This is a genomic window from Micromonospora sp. NPDC001898, from assembly GCF_042891255.1.
Lineage (GTDB): Bacteria > Actinomycetota > Actinomycetes > Mycobacteriales > Micromonosporaceae > Micromonospora.
The window spans coordinates 352,375-370,437 of record NZ_JBIATC010000004.1 but is presented as its reverse complement, the minus strand read 5'-3'; the positions used below and the strand labels follow the sequence as shown (position 1 = coordinate 370,437).

18 protein-coding genes are annotated in these 18,063 nt (G+C 75.1%); 11 read left to right on the top strand and 7 right to left on the bottom strand.

The window, feature by feature from the left end:
• Positions 1 to 83 precede the first annotated feature (83 nt).
• Positions 84 to 1,688: a phytoene desaturase family protein gene (locus tag ACFYZF_RS12175; protein ID WP_387018933.1), complete on the bottom strand. Its 1,605-nt coding sequence runs from the start codon at positions 1,686 to 1,688 to the stop codon at positions 84 to 86.
• A 72-nt stretch (positions 1,689 to 1,760) separates the two neighbouring features.
• Between ACFYZF_RS12175 and ACFYZF_RS12170 the strand changes: the two genes are divergently transcribed.
• Entirely contained in the window at positions 1,761 to 3,194 is a 1,434-nt protein-coding gene (locus ACFYZF_RS12170) for an aldehyde dehydrogenase family protein (RefSeq protein ID WP_387018930.1), read from the top strand.
• Positions 3,195 to 3,266: 72 nt separating this feature from the next.
• On the opposite strand, the gene ACFYZF_RS12165 is transcribed toward ACFYZF_RS12170, so the two are convergent.
• Positions 3,267 to 3,668 carry a ChaB family protein gene (locus ACFYZF_RS12165; RefSeq protein ID WP_350882254.1) on the bottom strand — a complete coding sequence of 134 codons (402 nt, stop codon included), beginning with the start codon at positions 3,666 to 3,668 and terminating at the stop codon, positions 3,267 to 3,269.
• Between the two features lie 187 nt (positions 3,669 to 3,855).
• Between ACFYZF_RS12165 and ACFYZF_RS12160 the strand changes: the two genes are divergently transcribed.
• From ACFYZF_RS12160 to ACFYZF_RS12145, 4 genes are all read left to right on the top strand, one after another.
• Positions 3,856 to 4,836 carry a YihY/virulence factor BrkB family protein gene (locus ACFYZF_RS12160; RefSeq protein ID WP_387018927.1) on the top strand — a complete coding sequence of 327 codons (981 nt, stop codon included), beginning with the start codon at positions 3,856 to 3,858 and terminating at the stop codon, positions 4,834 to 4,836.
• 75 nt (positions 4,837 to 4,911) lie between these two features.
• The gene (locus ACFYZF_RS12155) at positions 4,912 to 5,328 is read left to right on the top strand and encodes a DUF2795 domain-containing protein (protein WP_387018924.1); all 417 of its coding nucleotides are present in this window, start codon (positions 4,912 to 4,914) and stop codon (positions 5,326 to 5,328) included.
• A gap of 52 nt (positions 5,329 to 5,380) precedes the next feature.
• Positions 5,381 to 5,842: an SRPBCC family protein gene (locus ACFYZF_RS12150; RefSeq protein ID WP_387018921.1), complete on the top strand. Its 462-nt coding sequence runs from the start codon at positions 5,381 to 5,383 to the stop codon at positions 5,840 to 5,842.
• A 110-nt stretch (positions 5,843 to 5,952) separates the two neighbouring features.
• Positions 5,953 to 6,216, top strand: coding sequence for a hypothetical protein (locus ACFYZF_RS12145; protein WP_350882246.1), 264 nt, complete (start codon positions 5,953 to 5,955; stop codon positions 6,214 to 6,216).
• 111 nt (positions 6,217 to 6,327) lie between these two features.
• Here ACFYZF_RS12145 and ACFYZF_RS12140 read toward each other — a convergent pair whose 3' ends face one another.
• A complete protein-coding gene (locus tag ACFYZF_RS12140) occupies positions 6,328 to 7,527 on the bottom strand; it encodes an MFS transporter (protein ID WP_387018919.1) in 1,200 nt (399 codons plus the stop codon).
• A gap of 199 nt (positions 7,528 to 7,726) precedes the next feature.
• On the opposite strand from ACFYZF_RS12140, the gene ACFYZF_RS12135 reads away from it, so the two are divergent.
• On the top strand, positions 7,727 to 7,939 hold the full coding sequence (locus tag ACFYZF_RS12135) for a hypothetical protein (RefSeq protein ID WP_387018917.1): 213 nt from the start codon (positions 7,727 to 7,729) through the stop codon (positions 7,937 to 7,939).
• Between the two features lie 38 nt (positions 7,940 to 7,977).
• Here the strand turns inward: ACFYZF_RS12135 and ACFYZF_RS12130 are convergent, their stop codons facing one another.
• Positions 7,978 to 8,424 (bottom strand): hypothetical protein, encoded by a 447-nt coding sequence (locus tag ACFYZF_RS12130; RefSeq protein WP_387018915.1) that lies wholly within the window; start codon positions 8,422 to 8,424, stop codon positions 7,978 to 7,980.
• A 164-nt stretch (positions 8,425 to 8,588) separates the two neighbouring features.
• On the opposite strand from ACFYZF_RS12130, the gene ACFYZF_RS12125 reads away from it, so the two are divergent.
• Positions 8,589 to 8,963, top strand: coding sequence for a DUF6401 family natural product biosynthesis protein (locus tag ACFYZF_RS12125; RefSeq protein ID WP_387018912.1), 375 nt, complete (start codon positions 8,589 to 8,591; stop codon positions 8,961 to 8,963).
• 53 nt (positions 8,964 to 9,016) lie between these two features.
• Here ACFYZF_RS12125 and ACFYZF_RS12120 read toward each other — a convergent pair whose 3' ends face one another.
• Positions 9,017 to 9,904: a hypothetical protein gene (locus tag ACFYZF_RS12120; RefSeq protein ID WP_387018909.1), complete on the bottom strand. Its 888-nt coding sequence runs from the start codon at positions 9,902 to 9,904 to the stop codon at positions 9,017 to 9,019.
• A 211-nt stretch (positions 9,905 to 10,115) separates the two neighbouring features.
• On the opposite strand from ACFYZF_RS12120, the gene ACFYZF_RS12115 reads away from it, so the two are divergent.
• Together ACFYZF_RS12115 and ACFYZF_RS12110 are read left to right on the top strand one after the other, a co-directional pair.
• Positions 10,116 to 12,242, top strand: coding sequence for a SpoIIE family protein phosphatase (locus ACFYZF_RS12115; RefSeq protein ID WP_387018906.1), 2,127 nt, complete (start codon positions 10,116 to 10,118; stop codon positions 12,240 to 12,242).
• A gap of 358 nt (positions 12,243 to 12,600) precedes the next feature.
• Positions 12,601 to 13,878, top strand: a complete 1,278-nt coding sequence (locus ACFYZF_RS12110) for a cation:proton antiporter (protein ID WP_387018903.1) — start codon at positions 12,601 to 12,603, stop codon at positions 13,876 to 13,878.
• A gap of 195 nt (positions 13,879 to 14,073) precedes the next feature.
• On the opposite strand, the gene ACFYZF_RS12105 is transcribed toward ACFYZF_RS12110, so the two are convergent.
• Entirely contained in the window at positions 14,074 to 15,039 is a 966-nt protein-coding gene (locus ACFYZF_RS12105) for an NAD(P)/FAD-dependent oxidoreductase (RefSeq protein WP_387018900.1), read from the bottom strand.
• 264 nt (positions 15,040 to 15,303) lie between these two features.
• Between ACFYZF_RS12105 and ACFYZF_RS12100 the strand changes: the two genes are divergently transcribed.
• A complete protein-coding gene (locus tag ACFYZF_RS12100) occupies positions 15,304 to 15,903 on the top strand; it encodes a helix-turn-helix domain-containing protein (RefSeq protein ID WP_387018898.1) in 600 nt (199 codons plus the stop codon).
• A gap of 121 nt (positions 15,904 to 16,024) precedes the next feature.
• Here the strand turns inward: ACFYZF_RS12100 and ACFYZF_RS12095 are convergent, their stop codons facing one another.
• Entirely contained in the window at positions 16,025 to 16,537 is a 513-nt protein-coding gene (locus ACFYZF_RS12095; protein WP_387018895.1) for a metallophosphoesterase family protein, read from the bottom strand.
• 133 nt (positions 16,538 to 16,670) lie between these two features.
• Between ACFYZF_RS12095 and ACFYZF_RS12090 the strand changes: the two genes are divergently transcribed.
• Positions 16,671 to 18,032, top strand: a complete 1,362-nt coding sequence (locus ACFYZF_RS12090; protein WP_387018892.1) for a glycoside hydrolase family 6 protein — start codon at positions 16,671 to 16,673, stop codon at positions 18,030 to 18,032.
• Positions 18,033 to 18,063: the final 31 nt, after the last annotated feature.

Here is an 18,063-nt window from a genome sequence, read left to right as displayed (position 1 = left end):
CGCCGCCCGGGTGCCCGAAGCGCCCGGGCCCGCGCCACCCGTCGCCGTTCGGCCACGGGCCGGCGGACCGGCGGACCGGCGAGTCAGCGGTAGACCGCCCGGTGAGCCGCGCCGATCACCCCGGCGTAGAGGCCGCCGGTGAGCGCCCGGTCGCGGGCCAGCGCCGCCCGGGCCGCGTTCGCGCCCGGCGCGCCGTGCACCCCGCCGCCCGGGTGCGCCGAGGAACTGGCCAGGTACAGCCGGTCCACCGGGGTGTCCGCGCGGCCCAGGCCGGGGATCGGCCGCAGGAAGAGCTGCTGGTACGCCGCGGCGGTGCCGCCGCCCAGCGCCCCGCCGACCAGGCTCGGGTCGCCCCGCTCCAGGTCCGCCGGGCCGGCGACGTGCCGCCCGACGATCCGGGCCCGGAAGCCGGGGGCGGCCGCCTCCAGCACCTCCTCCATCCGGTCCACGTGCGCGGCGACGTCCTCGGCCCGCCAGTTCCGCCGGAACGGCAGGTGGGTGTACGACCAGAGCGACTCGGTCCCGGCCGGCGAGTGGCTCTGGTCGGCGACGCTCATCTGCCCGAGCAGCAGGAACGGGTCCCGGGGGATCTCACCCCGGGCCAGCTCGGCGGCGTAGCCGGTCAGGCCGTTGAGGTCGGCGCCGAGGTGCACGGCGCCGGCGGTGGCCACCGTCGGATTGGCCCACGGCACCGGCCCGGACAGCGCCCAGTCGACCTTCAGGGTGGACCCGTCCCACCGGAAGTGCGCCAGGTCCTCCACCAGCCGGGGCGGCAGCGCCGCCGGGCCGACCAGGTCCAGGAAGAGCGCGGGGGCGGGCACGTCGGCCAGCACCGCGCGGCGGGCCCGCCAGGCGGTGCCGCCGACGGTGCGTACCCCCATGGCCCGGCCCCGGGCGGTGAGCACCCGGTCCACCCGGGCGTCGTAGAGGATCCGGCCGCCCCGGGCGGTGAGCCGGTCCACCAGCGCGTCGGTGATCCGCTGCGCCCCGCCGACCGGCACCGGCCAGCCGACCTGCTGGCCGAGCATGGCCAGCAACCAGCCGTACACCCCGGAGCCGGCCTCGTCCGGCGACAGGTCGGTGTGCAGGGCGCAGCCGGCCAGCAGCAGGGTGCCGCCCTCGCCGTCGAACATCTCGTCGCCGAGCTTGCGCACCGGCACGACGAGGCGGCGGGCCAGCCGCAGCGCCCCACCCACCCTCAGCCGGCGCAGCAGGCCGAGCCCGCCGCGGACGGGCGGGAACGGGGTGGTGATGGTCTCCAGCATCGGCCCGGCGACGTCCAGCCATTCGGCGTACGAGCGCCGCCACCGCTCGCCGTCGCCGGGCGCGAACGCCTCCAGCGAGGCAGCCGTGACGTCGAGGTCCCGGTTCAGCACCGCCGCCCGGCCGTCGGGCAGCAGGTGGGCCAGCACGTCGGGGGCGTGGGTCCAGGTCAGTCCGTGCCGGTCCAGCTCCAGGCCGGCCAGCACCGGGGAGGCGTACCCGAGGGGGTAGAAGGAGCTGTACAGGTCGCTGAGGTAGCCGGGGGCGGTCACCTCGGCCGAGCGCACCGCCCCGCCGGGCGCGCCGGTCGCCTCCAGCACCAGCACGTCCCAGCCCGCGTCGGCCAGCAGGTTGGCGGCCACCAGGCCGTTGTGGCCCGCGCCGACGACCACGGCGTCCGCCGTCTGCACCCCGGTCGAGATCATCCGATCCGGCTACCCGGCCGGTTACCAGGTGAAACGCGTTTGCGCCGCCGGGGCCGGGGCATCCACCGCCGCATGTACACGGTTTCGCAGCTCATAGGTGGAGTGTGGGGCGCGGGCGGCACGGGCGGCGAGTTGGTCGTACGCGACCCGGCCGACGGCTCACCGGTCAGCACCGTGCCGGTGGCGACGGCGGACGAGGTCGGCAAGGCGGTGGAGGCCGCGCGGGGCATGGCGGCCGACTGGGCGGCGACCGCCCCGGCCGAGCGGGCGGCTGCCCTGCACCGGGCCGCGGACGCGGTCGAGGCCACGACGGAGGAGCTGGCCGCGGCGGTCACCGCCGAGATGGGCAAGCCCCTGGCGGACGCCCGGGGCGGCGTCGAGGCGGGTGTCGGCACCCTGCGACAGTACGCGGAGCTGGCCCCGCTGCGCGGCGGTCGGACCCTGCTCGGCGGCGCGGACGCCATCGACTTCATGACGCCGCAGCCGCGCGGGGTGGTCGCGGCGATCACCCCGTGGAACGACCCGGTTGCGGTCGCCTGCGGGCTGCTCGGCGCGGCCCTGGTGACCGGCAACGTGGTGCTGCACAAGCCGAGCGAGCGGACCCCGGCGACCGGGTGGCTGCTGGCCAGGGCGCTGGACAGCGCGCTGCCGCCCGGGGTGCTGTCGCTGCTCACCGGGGGTGGCGAGGTCGGCGCGGCGCTGGCCGCCGGCGACGTGGACGTGGTGGCGCACGTCGGTTCCACCGCCACCGGCCGGTCGATCGCCGCGGCGGCGGCCCGGACCGGGGCCAAGGCGCTGCTGGAGAACGGCGGCAGCGACCCGCTCGTCGTCGACGCCGGCGTGGACCCGATCTGGGCGGCGGAGCAGGCGGCGCTGGGGTCGTTCGCCAACGCCGGGCAGATCTGCGTCGCGGTGGAGCGGATCTACGTGCACCGCGACGTCGCCGAGGACTTCGCCGACGCCCTGGTGCGGCGGGCCGAGGCGCTGCGCACCGGGCCCGGGCGGGCCCCGGGGACCGAACTCGGGCCACTGGTCGACCGGCGGCACCGGGACCACGTGCACGGGCAGGTGACGGCGGCGGTGGCCGACGGGGCGCGGGTGCGCACCGGTGGCGCGCTGCCGGACGGGCCAGGGGCGTTCTACCCGGCGACCGTGGTCACCGACTGCCGGCACGACATGGCCCTGGTCCGCGAGGAGACGTTCGGCCCGGTCGCCCCGGTGGTCGTGGTGGACTCGTTCAGCGAGGCGCTGCGGTGCGCCGCCGACTCGCCGTACGGGCTGGCCGCCACGGTGCTCACCGCGTCGATGAGCCACGCCCATCGGGCCTGGCGGGAACTCCCGGTCGGCACGGTCAAGGTCAACGCGGTCTTCGGCGGCGCTCCGGGCGGCGCCGCCCAGCCGCGCCGCGCCAGCGGCCAGGGCTTCGGCTACGGCCCGGAACTCCTCGACGAGTTCACCGCCACCAAGGCCGTCCACCTCCAGGCCCCCGGCGGCGGCCACTGGTGAGTGACCCCGGCCCGTCTCGTCGAGGAATTCCCGCACCGCCCCCGCCGGGCGGTGGCGGTGCGGGTCGCGGGGTCAGTCGCCGCGGGCCCTGCGGGTCTGCCGGTCGTTGGCCTTCTCGATGGCCTTGACCAGTTCGGGCTTGGTCATTCGGGAACGGCCGGGGACGTCCAGCTTGCGGGCCACCCCCATCAGGTGGTCCTTGGTGGCGTTGGCGTCCACCCCGCCCGCCGTGGGGGCCCGCCGCTCCGGGCCGCCGCCGGCCGCCTGGCGGTCGCTGGGTCCCCTGCGGCCCTTGGGCTCCCAGTGGTCGCCCACCTTCTCGAACTCGTGCTTGACGGCGGCGAAGGCGGTGCGGTGCGCCCGCTCCCCCTCGCCGTACGTCTCCACCGCCGAGTCGTGCGTCTTCTCCCAGGTGCGCTGCGCCTTGTCCGGGGAGCGCCGCAGCGTGCTGGGCAGTACCTCGCGCCCGGGCATGTGATTCCTCCTCCGCCTCGACTCCTTACTTACGGACTACCCACGGACCGCTCCCCCACCCCACCTGCGCGCACAGGAGGAGGGGCGGGAGGGGCGGGTTTGGTGAGTTTTGGGGTTGGGTACCGGCGGGGCCAGGCGAGCAACGGGGTGGCCGGCACCCGGGCCGCCGGGGGCGCAGGGGGCAGTCATGACAGCGACGACGGAACCGGGCACGGCTCCTCCCGCCGGGCCGCTGCGGCTCCCCCGGCGGGTACGCCAGCTGAGCTGGCACACCTGGCGCGGGGCGCTGGTGCGCAGCGGTCGGAACTTCGTGAAGGACAACTGCGCGGACTGGGCCGCCGCGCTCACCTACTACGGGGTGCTCGCGCTGTTCCCGTCCACCATCGTGGTGGTCGCCCTGGTCGGGCTGGTCTCCGACGGCGAGCGGACGGTGGACACGGTGATCGACCTGGCCCGCGAGGTGGGGGCCGGGTCGGTGGTCGGCAACGACGGCTTCGTCAGCGTCGTACGGGGCGTGGTGGACCAGCAGAGCGGCGCGAAGGTGCTGCTCAGCTTCGGTCTGCTCGGCGCGCTCTGGTCGGCGTCGGGGTTCATCGGGGCGTTCACCCGGGCCTCCAACGCCATCTACGGGGTGCAGGAGGGGCGGCCGGTCTGGCGGTTGCGCCCGTTGCAGATCGGCCTGGCCGCCGTGACGCTGGTGCTGCTGGCCGTGGTGGCCACCGGCCTGATCGTCAGCGGCCCGGTCACCGACGCGGTGGGCGACCTGGTCAACGCCGGCGGGCTGGCCCGGACGGTGTGGAGCGTCGTGAAGTGGCCGGTGCTGGCCATGGTGGTGATGTCGCTGCTGTCGCTGTTGTTCTGGATCGCCCCGAACGTGCGCCAGCCGCGGTTCCGCTGGCTCACCCCGGGTGGAGCGGTGGCCCTGGTCTCCTGGGCGCTGGCCTCCTTCGGCTTCGGCCTGTACGTGGCGAACTTCGGCTCGTACGACGTCACGTACGGCAGCCTCGGCGCGGTGATCGCGTTCCTGGTCTGGCTCTACCTGTCCAACTGCGCGCTGATGCTGGGCGTGCAGATCAACGCCGAGCTGCAACGGGGCCGGCAGATCCAGGCCGGCGACCCCGATCCGGGCGAGCCGGTGCTACCACCCCGGTCCCCGGCCGATTCGTGACTGTTTGCCGCCTTCTGCCGCCTTCCGGGCGTCCCCTTCGGTTTACCGGCGGCCCCGTCGGGTAGCGCAGAAGGCATGGAACGTGGCAGCAGCAAGCACAGCCCGAGGGTCGACGAGCAGATGAGCCAGGAGGTCAAGGGCCTGGTGCAGGGCCCGGGGACCGGTGGCTCGCGGGTCGACGAGTCCCGGCAGCCCGAGCCCGCGGGCGAGGACCAGCCGGAGCCGACCACGGCGCCGGCCGGCCCGCTGCGCACCGGCTCCCCACAGGGCATGAGTTCCTCCGAGGTGGAGGCGCGCAGCCGGCTCGGGCGGTTCATCACGATGACCGCCCTGCCCGGCGACCGGGACGCGCTGGTCGCGAACGCGCGCGACAACGACGCGCCCGACGACATCGTCGCCGCCCTGGAGGGCCTGCCGCCAGGCACCCGTTACCAGACGATCTCCGAGGTGTGGGCCGCCCTCGGGAACAAGAACGAGACGACGCGCTGGTGACCGGATCGGCTCACGATCCGACGACGCACCGGCGCACTGAGGAGGATTCTCGATGAGTGACGTCACCGAACACGTTGACGTGTCCGTCCCGATCCGGACCGCGTACGACCAGTGGACCCAGTTCGAGGAGTTCCCGCACTTCATGGAGGGGGTGCAGGAGGTCCGGCAGGTCTCCGACACGAAGACCCACTGGACGGTGGAGATCGCCGGGGTCAAGCGCGAGTTCGACGCCGAGATCACCGAGCAGCTGCCCGACGAGCGGGTCGCCTGGCGGTCCACCGGCGGCACCCAGCAGGCCGGCGTGGTGACCTTCCACCGCCTGGACGAGGGCAGGACCCGGGTCACCCTCCAGCTCGAGTTCGAGCCGCACGGCGTGGTGGAGCAGGCCGGCGACAAGCTCGGCGTCGTCGACCGCCGGGCCAAGGGCGACCTGGAGCGGTTCAGGCAGTTCATCGAGCGGCGCGGTCAGGAGACCGGCGCCTGGCGGGGCGCCGTCGACCGCCCCCAGCCCTGATCCCCTGGCACGCGCTGACGATGGCCGCCGGCTTCCGGCGGCCATCGCCGTGTCCGGGTACGGCGGCGGCGCGACCGTTTGCGATCACCGGCCCCGGGTACCGCGACAGCATGACTGACAACGACAGCCACGTGTGGCGCGACGAGGAGCGGCTCCCGCTGAAGGACCTGGACCGGGCGATCGCCCGGTCGACGCTCGACGGGCAGTCCGACGACGTGACGGCCAACGACGCCGGAGAGGAGGCCACCTTCGGGCACGGCCCGGAGGCGGTGGACCGCGGCGCGGCGCCGGCCGAGCGGGAGCGCGAGCGCACGGACGCCGACCGGGCGTACCGGGCGTCGACCATGGGGCGGACCGGCCCGGACAACATGTGATGCCGCCCCGCCCCGCCCCGACGACGGGCGGGCGGGTCGGCGCCACCGTCGTCGGCGCCACCGTGGCGGGCGGGTCGACGTCACCCTGCTCAGCGCCCCGTGGCGGGCGGGTCAGCGCCGCCGGGAGGTGGCGGCGACGAGGGCGAACAGCGCCACGGCGAGGACCGTCAGCGCGGGCCCGAGGGCCTGGACCGAGGTGTTGCCGACCAGCACGCCGATCCCGGTGGGCACCAGCGCGCCACCCAGCCCGGCGGCGGCGATCTGCACCCCGACGGTCCGGTCGGCGTGGGCGGCGCCGACCCGCTCGGCGGTGGTGAGCATGAGCAGCGGGAACACCGGCGCGGCGGCGAAGCCCAGCACCAGCAGGCCGGCCACCGCCACCCAGGCCGGGGCGGGCAGGGCGATCAACGCGGCGCCCACGGCCATGCCGAGCAGGCTCCCGCGCAGCACCTTCGCGGCGCCGAGCCGTTCGGACCCGATGCCCTGGACCACCCGCCCCACGAACAAACTGCCCCAATAGCCCGAGACACAGACGCCGGCCACCCCGGCGGTCATCCCTCGCCCCTCCGTGAGCAGCAGGAACGCCCAGAGCCCGGCGGCGGCCTCGATCGCGACGTACACCGTGAAGGCGAGTGAGCCCAGCCAGACGGCCGGCAGTCGCAGGGTCTCGCGCACCCGGACCGGGACGGCGGCGGCCTCCTGCGGCCCGGGGTCGGGTGAACCCGGCCCGCCCGCACCCGCCGCGGACCGGTCCCGCCACGCCCGCACGGTGAGGGCGAACGCGACGGCGAGGGCGAGCTGGGCGGCGGCGACCAGGCCGTACCCCCAGCGCCAGGAGAGGCCGACGGCGAGCGCCCCGGTCATGATCAGCGGGCCGATGGCCACGCCGAGGCCGAAGAACGCGTGCATCCAGTTCATGTGGCGCGGCCCGAACGCCCCGGCCGCGTACGCGTTGAGCCCGGAGTCGATCGCCCCGGAGCCGAGCCCGAGCACCAGCGCGCAGGCCGTCATGACGGCGAGCGCAGGGCTGGTGGCGTAGCCGGTGAGGGCCAGGCTGGCCAGCAGGGTGCTGCCGGCCAGTAGCCGACCGACGCCGAGCCGGGCCAGGGTGAACCCGGCCAGCACGCTGGAGGTGAGGTAGCCCATGGTGCCGGCCGTGAGCACCAGGCCGACCGCCTCGGTGGGCACGTCGAAGTCCGCCCGGATGGACGGCCAGCCGACCCCGATCAGCCCGTCGGGCAGGCCCAGACTGACGAACGCGAGGTAGGCGAGCAGGAGCAGCGAGGCGCGGGGCGGGGCGGGGGTGGACACGGCCGCCCATCCTGCACCACTCCCGGTCGGCCCCGCCACGGGCCGGCCCGACCACGTCCTGCGGAAACAAACACCCGCAGCGATCGCTACCCCCGAAACGACAAAGAGTGCGGTACGGGTGGCCGTAAAGGCGGACAGGTCATCCAGAATCGACCGATCGGGTGACGGCGATCGACGGGTGCCGCGCAAGACTTTCGGAATGCAACAGGCATCCGGGTTCCTCACCGTTCGTCAACGCCGCCTCGCCTGGCTCGGCTTCCTCCTCGCCGCCGTCCAGGCGCCGGTGGCCGCCAGGTTCGCCACCGACGACTCCTGGCTGTTCAGCCTCTGTGTCGCCCTGATGGTGGCCACGGTGATCCTCGCGGACGACGCCTCGCGACGCCGCCCCGCCGGCGCGCCCTCCTCCGACTAGTCCCCGGCCGCCCCGTGACCGGTGCGGGGCGCGGGTTTTCAGCCTCCGCCGTCCGGTCGCGCCTCGTGCCCGGCCCGGCCCCGGGTGCGCCGCCGCTCCTTCATCTCCGCCTCGTACAGGTGCCGCCGGCCGCCGACCAGTTCCTCACGGGCCCGGCGGTCGAGGTCCCGGAACAGCCCGTGGTACCCCTCGTCGAAGTCCTCGACGATCTGGAAGGTCCACCGGCCGGCGATCACGTTGCGACCGAGCAGGTCGGTGGCGATCCGATCGGCGATCGCGTCGTGCCCGGCCGCGTGGAACTTCGCCACGGCGTCGTCGAGCATCAGGTCGGCGTGGCCGATGAGCTGGTGCATCGAGTAGAGGTGCCCGCGGGCCCGCTCCACGGTCTCCAGCGCCTCGCTGAGCCGGCCCAGCGCCTCCACGGTGGCATCACTCACCCCCGGCGGGCGGCGGTGCTGCTCGTCGGGTCCGTCCTGGTGTCCCATCCGTCCCTCCACGTGTCGGCCGCGCGGCGTACGCGCGTCCTCCCTTCTGCCCCGTCGCGACCGGGTCAATCCCCCCGGCCGGGTGCCGGCCGTCGGGCGGATGAGCCGGTACCGGCCGAGCGGCCGACTCCGCCCGGATTACCCGCCGGTTAACGTCGTTTCTCATGCGTGTGCCGTCGAAACAGGTGGTCAGCCCTTCCGCAGCGGACTCCGCCAACACCGTCCTCGCCAGGCTGACCGTCGTGATCGGCACCGCCGGGCTCACCGCGGCGGCGGCCCGGCCCGGGCTGCTCGCCGAGATCGACCAGCACGCCGCGGCTGTTCGGGACAGCCTCGACGGCGATCGCCGGCCACTGAGCCCGGCCGCGCTCGCCGGGTACGCCGAGGGCGTCCGGGACGCGGCGCGGGAGCACGGCTGGCAGCCGCCCACCCCGTCGACGGACTGGTCGGAGCCCGACTGGCCGCTGGCCCGCCTGCTGGCGGTCTGCGCCCTGGCCCGCTCGCTGGAGACCGGCCCGGCGCCGCTGCCCACCCTCTGACGTACGCGAGCGGGGAGGGGGCCCGCGCGGACCCCCTCCCCGTGCTCCTCCCGTCAGCTACCCGGGCGGCCGAACTGCTGGGTCTCGTCGCCCGGCGTGCCGCCGGAGCGGTGCATGCCCTGCTGCCCGCCGCGAGCGCCGGACATCGAACCCCCGGGCTGGGGCATGGCCTGGGTGCGCTCGGCGCCCGCCCGGTCGGCCATCCGGCGCTCGACGTCGCCCCGGCCGGCAGCCTGGGCCTGGCGGTGCTCCCGCAACATCCGGGACTCCTCGGCGGCCCGGTTGAGCCAGCCCTCCCAGCGGTTCTGCATCGGCCGCACCAGGCCGCCGCCGACGCCGATGATCAGGATGCCGGCCACCGTGGCGAGCACCGCGATCAGCACCGGGGTGGTGACGGTGGTGGCGATGCCCACCTGGTTCAGCGCGGCGATGATGCCGAGCGCCAGGATGAAGATCGCTGTCAGGTCGGCCAGCACCCGGCCGTACGACAGCCCGCCCAGGAAGCCGGTGACCAGGTCGCGCACCGCGTTGGCGATCGCCGCGGCCACCACCACGACGATGATCGCGATGAACGCCCGGGGCAGCCAGGCGACCACGCCCCGGATCAGGTCGCTGATCGCGTTCGGCCCCCACACCCCGAAGGCGAACTGCAGGGTGAACAGCAGCACGGCGTAGTACGCCAGTTTCGCCAGGATGTCGCTGGCGTCGTACTTGGTGCGTTCCAGCGCGCGCCGGATGCCGCCCCGTTCGACCGCGCGGTCGAACCCCACCCGTTCCAGTACCGTGTCCACGATCTTGAGAACCGCTTTGGCGACGAGCCACCCCACCACGAGGATCACGATGAACGCGATCGCCCTCGGGATGAAGAGCAGCACCGACCTCCACATATCGGTCAGGGCGTCTCCGATGTCTACCTGCCCGACCGCGAGGGTTTTCTGCATGGTGTCCCTCCTGTCGCATGGACTTCGGCGCGCGCATACCCGGTCCGCCTGGCAGCACGCCGCGCGACGGGCAACGATTTTCCCGGCATCTCCGTCCAGAACTACCCTGACCTGCACTGATGCGTACCGGGAGTGGGCGACGGCGGGCCGTGTGCCGCCACCCCGGCACGCGATCGGGCCACCGTCAGGGCGCTCCGGCTAGGCTGCGGGCATGCCAGGCACGGTCGGGCGAGTACCCACGCCAGCAACGCGCGCCGCGTCGGAGACAGGGGCCTCCGGGGCGGCGAGCGTCGTTCTCGGCCATCCCTGGGCCGGCACGGCGCTCGGCCCGCCCCAGGGCTGGGATCCTGGGTTACGCGGGGTGGTGGACCTGATCCTCGCCTCGCCGGTGCCGATGGCGCTCACGTACGGCGACGACCACCTGCTGCTCTACAACGACGGGTACGCGGCGCTGATCGGCGACCGCCACCCGGGCGCGGTGGGCCGGCCGGCAGCCGAGGTGTTCGCCGACGTGTGGGCCGAGCCGGGCGTCGGCGACGTGATCGACCGCGCCTACCGGCAGGGCGAGTCGTCCCTGGAGAAGGAGGCGGCGCTCCCGTTCGACCGGCACCGCCCCGGCTCCCGCGAACAGGCCGTGTTCACCCGGGGCCATTCCCCGGTGCGGGACAGCGCGGGACGGATCGTCGGGGTGCTGACCGTCGCCGCCGAGACCAGCCAGGTCACCGAGCAGTTGCAGAGCCTCAGCGACGTGGCCGCCGCGCTGGCCGGCACGCTCACCCTGGACGACGTCGCCCGGGTCGCCCTGCGTTACCTGCTGACCGCGTTCGACACCGACCGGGTCACCTTCGGCGTGGACGACGGCGCGGGTTGGCGCACGGTTCGGCGGGTGCGCGGCGAGTTGCTGGACGAGGCCGACGAGCGGCTGCCCCCGCTCTGGCGGCGCTCACCCGCCGACTCCCCCGGGCCGCTGATCGTGGCCGCCCGCAGCGGCGTGCCCCAGTTCGTCGGCGACGGGCAGCCGCTGCGGGACATCGCGGTGGACCGGCACGACCAGAAGGTCCGGGCGCTGGCCGCCCAGCCGCTGCGGACGTCGGTCCTGCGCGGCGGCCTGACCGTCGGCTACCACGAGGCCCACCCGTGGCCGGCCGCCGAACGGGCCCTGCTGGCCGCCTCGGCCGAGCTGATCGGTCAGGCCGCCGAGCGCGCCCGCCGATTCGAGACCCAGCACGGCACCGCCCAACTCCTGCAACGCAGCATGTTGCCCGCGCGCCTGCCGGACCTGCCCCGGCTGCGGATCGCCGCCCGGTACGACCCCGGCGTCGACGGCAACGCCGCCGGTGGGGACTTCTACGACGCGTTCCTGCTGCCCACCGGCGAGTTGGGCATCGTGCTCGGCGACGTGGCCGGGCACGACGTGCAGGCGGCGGCGAGGATGGGCCAGGTCCGGGCGGCGCTGCGCGCGCTGGCCCTGGCCGACCCCCGGCCGGACGCCGTGCTCACCGGGCTGGACCGCCTGGTGGGCAGCCTCGGCACCGAGACCGGCACGTACGAGCTGTTCGTGACCGTGGTCTTCGGGGTGGTCGACACGCAGCGGGAGCTGCTCACCCTGGCCAGCGCCGGGCACCCCGCACCGCTGGTACGCCACGCCGGCCCCGACGGCGAGCCGGTGGCGCGGTACCTGGACGTGCCACCCGGGGCCCCGCTCGGGCTGGGCTGCGCTCCGCGCACCACCACGGTCCCGTTCGCCCCGGGGAACACCCTCCTGCTGTTCAGCGACGGGGTGGTGGAGCGGCGGCGGCAGAGCCTCACCGCCGGACTGGACGACCTGGCCGCCGCTGTGGCCGGCGCCCCCAGCGGCGACCCCCGGGCGCTGTGCGCGGTCGCGACCGCCGCCGTGGACGGCGCCACCGAGGACGACGTCGCGGTCTTGGCGGTGGAGCACGCGCTGATGCCGAGCCGCTCGGCGAGCCTGGAGGTGCCGGCGGAGCCGACCGCGCCGAGCCGGGTGCGGCACTGGTTGACGGCCCAGCTGACCGGCTGGCAGGTGCCCGAGGCGGTGGTCGGCGCCGCCGTGCTGTGCACCAGCGAGCTGACCACCAACGCACTGCTGCACGCCGGAACCGCCGCCCGGGTCGAGATCGACCTCAGCCCGGAGCGGCTGCTGGTGTCGGTGGCCGACTCCGGCACCCGGGGCACGGTGACCCGGGCCCGCACCGACACGTTGAGCAGTCGGGGCCGCGGGCTCGGCCTGATCGAGCAGCTCAGCGACGCCTGGGGCACCGACCCGACGGTGCGCGGCTCGACGGTCTGGTTCGAGATCCTCGTCCCGTCCGGGTAGCCGGGGGTCGGCGGCGGGCGGACCGGGCAGGAGGGGACGTCCGGCCACCGAGAACCCCGCCGGATGCCGCTTCCGGCGTTCTTCGTGGACACGCTGGCCCTGCGGCGGCGGGCAGCGCGCCGGGTGCCTCGGTCGGGCGGCGCGGCACCATCGCGTCGGGCACCGCGACCAGCGGGACTGACCGCTCCCGGATCAGCAGCTGCTTCGATCGGCCCGCGCCCGTGCTGAGCGCGCGAAGCCTGCGCGCCGGCAGGGCCGGCGGATCAGTTACGCGCGGCACGCATATCGGAACCACCGACGGGGCAAGGTCCGTCACCACCTGCCCACGGCCGTGGGCGAGGTGGCGAAGGGTGGTGCGGTGGAACCGGTAGACGTCGCGTTCGCGGTGGTGGGGCTGGGCGCCCTGCTCGCCGGGATCCTCCCCCGGCTGCTGGAGCGCCGGCCATTGTCGATGCCGATCGCGTTCCTCGGCCTGGGCATGCTGATCTTCATCCTGCCCACCGGGCTGCCCAGCCCGGACCCGCTGGCGCATCCCGAGGTCGCCACCCACCTCACCGAGATCGGCGTGATCGTCGCGCTGATGGGCGCGGGCCTCAAGATCGACCGGCCGTTGAGCTGGTCCCGGTGGTCGTCCACCTGGCGGCTGTTGGCGATCGCGATGCCGATCTGCATCGCGGCCGTGGCGCTGCTCGGCTGGTGGTGGGCGGGCCTGGTGCCCGCCACCGCGCTGCTGCTGGGCGCGGCGCTGGCCCCGACCGACCCGGTGCTCGCCGCCGACGTGCAGGTCGGCGAGCCGACCGATGTGGAGGACTCCGAGGACGAGGTACGTTTCGCGCTGACCTCGGAGGCCGGCCTCAACGACGGCCTGGCCTTCCCCTTCGTGTACGCGGCCATCGCGATCGCCAGCGCCAGCCTCGCCCCGGCGGACTGGTTCGCCGACTGGTTCACCGTGGACGTGCTGTACAAGCTGGCCGCTGGCGTCGGCGGCGGGCTGCTGGTCGGTTGGCTGCTCGGCAAGCTGTTCTTCCGGGCCCCGAGCGAGCTGCGGCTCGCCCGGCACGCCGAGGGCTTCCTCGCGCTGGCCGCCACGTTCCTCGCGTACGGGCTGGTGGAGGTGGTCGGCGGCTACGGCTTCCTGGCCGTCTTCGTGGCGGCCCGGACGATCCGGGCGGCCGAGCGGAGCCACAAGTTCCACTCGGTGCTGCACGACTTCGCCGAGCAGATCGAGCGGCTGCTGACCGTCCTGCTGCTGCTGCTCTTCGGGGGCGCGGTGGTCGACGGTCTGCTCGCCCCACTGACCTGGCCGGCCGCGCTGGTCGGGCTGGCGCTGGTCTTCGTGGTCCGACCGCTGGCCGGGTGGCTGTCGCTGCGCGGCGCGCCGGGCCGGCCGGCGGAACACTGGGTGATCTCGCTGTTCGGCATCCGGGGCGTCGGCTCGCTCTACTACCTGGCGTACGCGACGACGAAGGCGGACTTCCCGCAGGCCGACCTGATCTGGGCCACGGTCGGGCTGGTGGTGATCGTTTCGGTGGTGGTGCACGGGGTCGCCGCCACCCCGGTCATGCAGCTCCTCGACCGCGCGGGCGAACGCACCGAGGACCCCTCCGAACGCGCCCCCACCCCCACCCCCGCCTGACCCCACCCCACCCCACCCGCCCCACCCCGCCCGGCCCTCGCCCGCCCCGGCGCTCACCCGGCCCTGCCCCGCCCGCGATCTTGCACTTGCGGCCCGGGCATAACGGGCCAAGGCCGTAGAACGGGGGCCGCAAGTGCAAGATCGACGGGGACGGGGCGGGACGGGGTGGGGTCGGGGGCGGGAACCGTGGGTGGGTCAGGTGGGGGTCAGGCGGGTGGCCAGGGCGCGGCCCAGGTCGCGGCCCGAGCGCCAGGCGCTCTGCACCCGGGGCTTGCCGAAGGCGTCGCCGGCCAGCCCGATGCCGTCGGCGTCCAGGTGGTACGTCCCGTCCCCGCCGGGCACGGTCGGCGTGGCGTACGTCCAGCGGTGCACGTGTACGAGCGCGGCGGGCTCGGGCAGGCCGAGCAGGTCGCGGACGGCCTGCTCGATGGCCCGGCCGGCCCCGGTCGGCTGGGCGAGGTGACCGGCGGCGAACGTCGGCGTGGTGTGCGCGACCAGCACCGGGGCGCCGTCGCCGCGCCGGTCGCCGTCGTCGCAGACGAGCGTGAGCAGGGGATGGTCGTTGACGAACGCGCCGCGGAAGTCGGGCCAGGACCGGGCCGGGAAGCGCAGCACCGCGCTCAGCGTCGGCGACCACCGCTGCGCCTGCACGGCGGCGGTGGCCGCAGCGAGCGCCGGGTCGAGCAGCAGGGCCGCCTGCGGGCCGGGCACGGCCAGCGCCACGGCCGCGCAGGGCGAGCCGTCGACGGCCGGCCCGGAGTCGACGCCGAGCACCAGCCGGTCGACCACCACCGGCAGATCTGCCGCCAGGTGCTCGACCAGCGACCGCAGCCCGCGCGGGGCCGCCCAGCGCATCGGCCCGGGGGCCTCGCGCCGGCCCTGTGCGGAGTACGCCACGAAGGTGTCGGTCCACTCCCGGGCCAGCCCGGCGTCCGCCCAGCCGCGCACCACCTCGGCGAAGTCCGGGTCGCTGACGGTGAAGTACGCCGCGCCGATGTCCGCCGGGCGCCCGTCGAACCGCTTGCTGGCCATCCGGCCGCCCGCCACCCGGGCACGCTCGCGGATCTGCACCGGGACGCCCGCCCGGGCCAACTCGGCGGCGCACGCCACCCCGGCGATCCCCGCCCCGACCACCAAGACCCGTGTCCGGTCCGCATCCATCTTGGTGATGGTAGGGCGTTCGCGGCCGGCCCGGGCCCGGGCACGCGCGGCCGGCATGCGGGAAAACGGCATGCGCGGCCGGCATGCGGAAGCGGCGTGCGGGAACGGGGACGCAGCGCAGACATGCGGGGCAGACCGGTGGGGCAGACCGGTGGGGCAGACCGGCGGGGGCGGTACGCCCGGCCCCGTCCCTCCCCGGCCACCGTGTACGTCCGGCCGCCGCGAGGACTGCAAACTCAATTGCCGTTCTGGCAAACTGGTGGCATGGGCGACGACCTCGACCGCGCGCTCGCCGGGGTGGGGCCCCGGCTGCGCGCGCTGCGCCGACAGCGCGAGACCACCCTGGCCGACCTGTCGGCGGCGACCGGGATCTCGGTGAGCACCCTGTCCCGACTGGAGTCCGGCACCCGCCGGCCGACCTTGGAGCAACTGCTCCCGCTGGCCCGGGCGCACGGCGTGACGCTCGACGACCTGGTGGGCGCCCCGCCCACCGGCGACCCGCGCGTCCACCTACGGCCGATCAGCCGGCACGATCTGACCATGCTCCCGCTGACCCGCCGGGCCGGCGGCATCCAGGCGTACAAGCTGGTGATCCCGGCCGGTAGCCGGCGGCGGGAACCGGATCCGCAGACCCACGAGGGCTACGAGTGGCTCTACGTGCTCAACGGCCGGCTGCGCCTCGTCCTCGGTGAGCGGGACATGGAGCTGACCCCCGGCGAGGCGGCCGAGTTCGACACCCGGGTGCCGCACTGGTTCGGGGCCGCCGACAGCGAGCCGGTCGAGTTCCTCAGCCTCTTCGGCCGGCAGGGAGAGCGCGCCCACCTGCGCGCCCGGCCGAAGGCGCAGCACCAGCCGGAGCGCTGACCCACGGTCGGTCCAGGGTCGTGCCCGGTGTCCCCGCCGCACCCCCTCCGGATGACTTCCTTGATCGTCTGCTGTTCACCGGCACGACACGCCGGGCGAGCCGTCCGTGAACAGCAGACGATCAACGGCCACCCCGACGGGGCGGCAGGCGGTGCAGCTCGACCCGGTCGAGCCGTCCCGCCGCCACCCGCGCCGTCAGGTAGGTGGCGTACGGCTGGCGTCGGCGGTCGGTCGGCGAGCCGGGGTTGAGCAGCCGCAGCCCGCCCGGGGCGACGGTGTCCCACGGGATGTGCGAGTGGCCGAAGGCGAGCAGGTCCGCGTCGCCGTACGCGGCGGCACAGCGCTCCTCGCGGCGGGCGCGCGGGCCGGTCTCGTGCACCACGGCGACCCGCAGGCCGTCCAGCTCGACCCGGGCCACCTCGGGCAGCCGGGCCCGCAGCTCGGGCCCGTCGTTGTTGCCGTACACGCCGATCAGGCGGCGGGCCCGGTCCTCGATGGCGTCGAGCAGCGCGACGTCCACCCAGTCCCCGGCGTGCAGCACCACGTCGGCGGCGGCGATCGCCGCCCAGAGCGGCTCCGGCAGGTCGCGGGCCCGCTTCGGCACGTGGGTGTCGGCCGTGATCACCAGGCGCATTCCGCAATTCTCGCCCCCCGAGGGCCGGCGGGGGCGTCACAGGGTCTTCACACGCCGGCAATGGGCGCGTACCTTGACGGGAACGCGTGGGAGCGCTTCCACGCACGTTCATCGATCGGTGGAGGACGCCCCCATGCGAAGCAGACCGGCGCTCGCGGCCCTGGCCGCCGGCGCGACCACACTCACCGCCGCCGCCACCGTCGCGGTCGGCCTCGTCGGATCCGCGCCGGCCGTGGCCGCCGACTCCGTGTTCTACGTCGACCCGCAGACCAACGCCGCCCAGTGGGTGGCCGCCAATCCGGGCGACCAGCGCGCCGCCGTGATCAGGGACCGGATCGCCGCCGTCCCGCAGGCCCGCTGGTACACCCGGACCAACACCTCCACGGTACGGACCGAGGTGGACCAGTTCGTCGGGGCCGCCGCCGCGGCGGGGAGGATCCCGATCCTGGTGGTCTACAACATCCCGAACCGGGACTGCAGCGGTGCCAGCGGCGGCGGTGCGCCGGACCACGCCAGCTACCGGCAGTGGGTCGACCAGGTGGCCGCCGGGCTGGCCGGCCGGCCCGCCTCGATCGTGCTGGAGCCCGACGTGCTCCCGCTGATGACGAGCTGCCAGAGCGCCGCCCAGCAGGCCGAGACCAAGGCGTCCATGGCGTACGCCGGCAAGAAGCTCAAGGCCGGCTCGGCGCAGGCGAAGGTCTACTTCGACGCCGGGCACTCGGCGTGGCTCTCCCCCGCCGACATCGCCGCCCGGCTGACCGGCGCGGACATCGCCAACAGCGCCGACGGCATCTCGCTCAACGTCTCCAACTACCGGACCACCGCCGAGTCCGTCGGGTACGCCAAGCAGGTCATCGCCGCCACCGGCGTGTCCCGGCTGAAGGCCGTGGTCGACACCAGCCGCAACGGCAACGGCCCGGCCGGCTCGGAGTGGTGCGACCCGCCGGGGCGGGCGATCGGCACGCCGAGCACCACCGCCACCGGGGACGGCGCGATCGACGCGTACCTGTGGGTGAAGCTGCCCGGCGAGGCCGACGGCTGCCTCGCCGGGGCCGGCCAGTTCGTCCCGCAGCGGGCGTACGACCTGGCGGTCGCCGCCGGGCCGGTCCCGACCACCGCGCCCCCGACGACCGCGCCGCCCACCACCGCGCCCCCGACCACGCCGCCGCCGACCACGCCGGCCCGGGGCTGCGCGGTCACCTTCACCCCGAACACCTGGACCGGCGGGTTCACCGCCGAACTGCGGGTGACCAACCGGGGCGGGGCGCTCAGCTCGTGGACGGTGGCCTTCACCGCCGGCCCCGGCGTCCGGCTCATCAGCGGCTGGAACGGCGAGTGGAGCCAGAGCGGCGAGCAGATCACCGTGCGCAACTCACCCTGGAACGGCAGCCTGCCGGCCGGCGGCACGTTGAGCATCGGCTTCCAGGGCACCTACTCCGGCGGCACGCTGCCCACCCCGGTCGGCTTCACCCTCAACGGGGCTACCTGCTCCTGACCCCGCGGCCTGCTCCTGACTGACCCTGCGA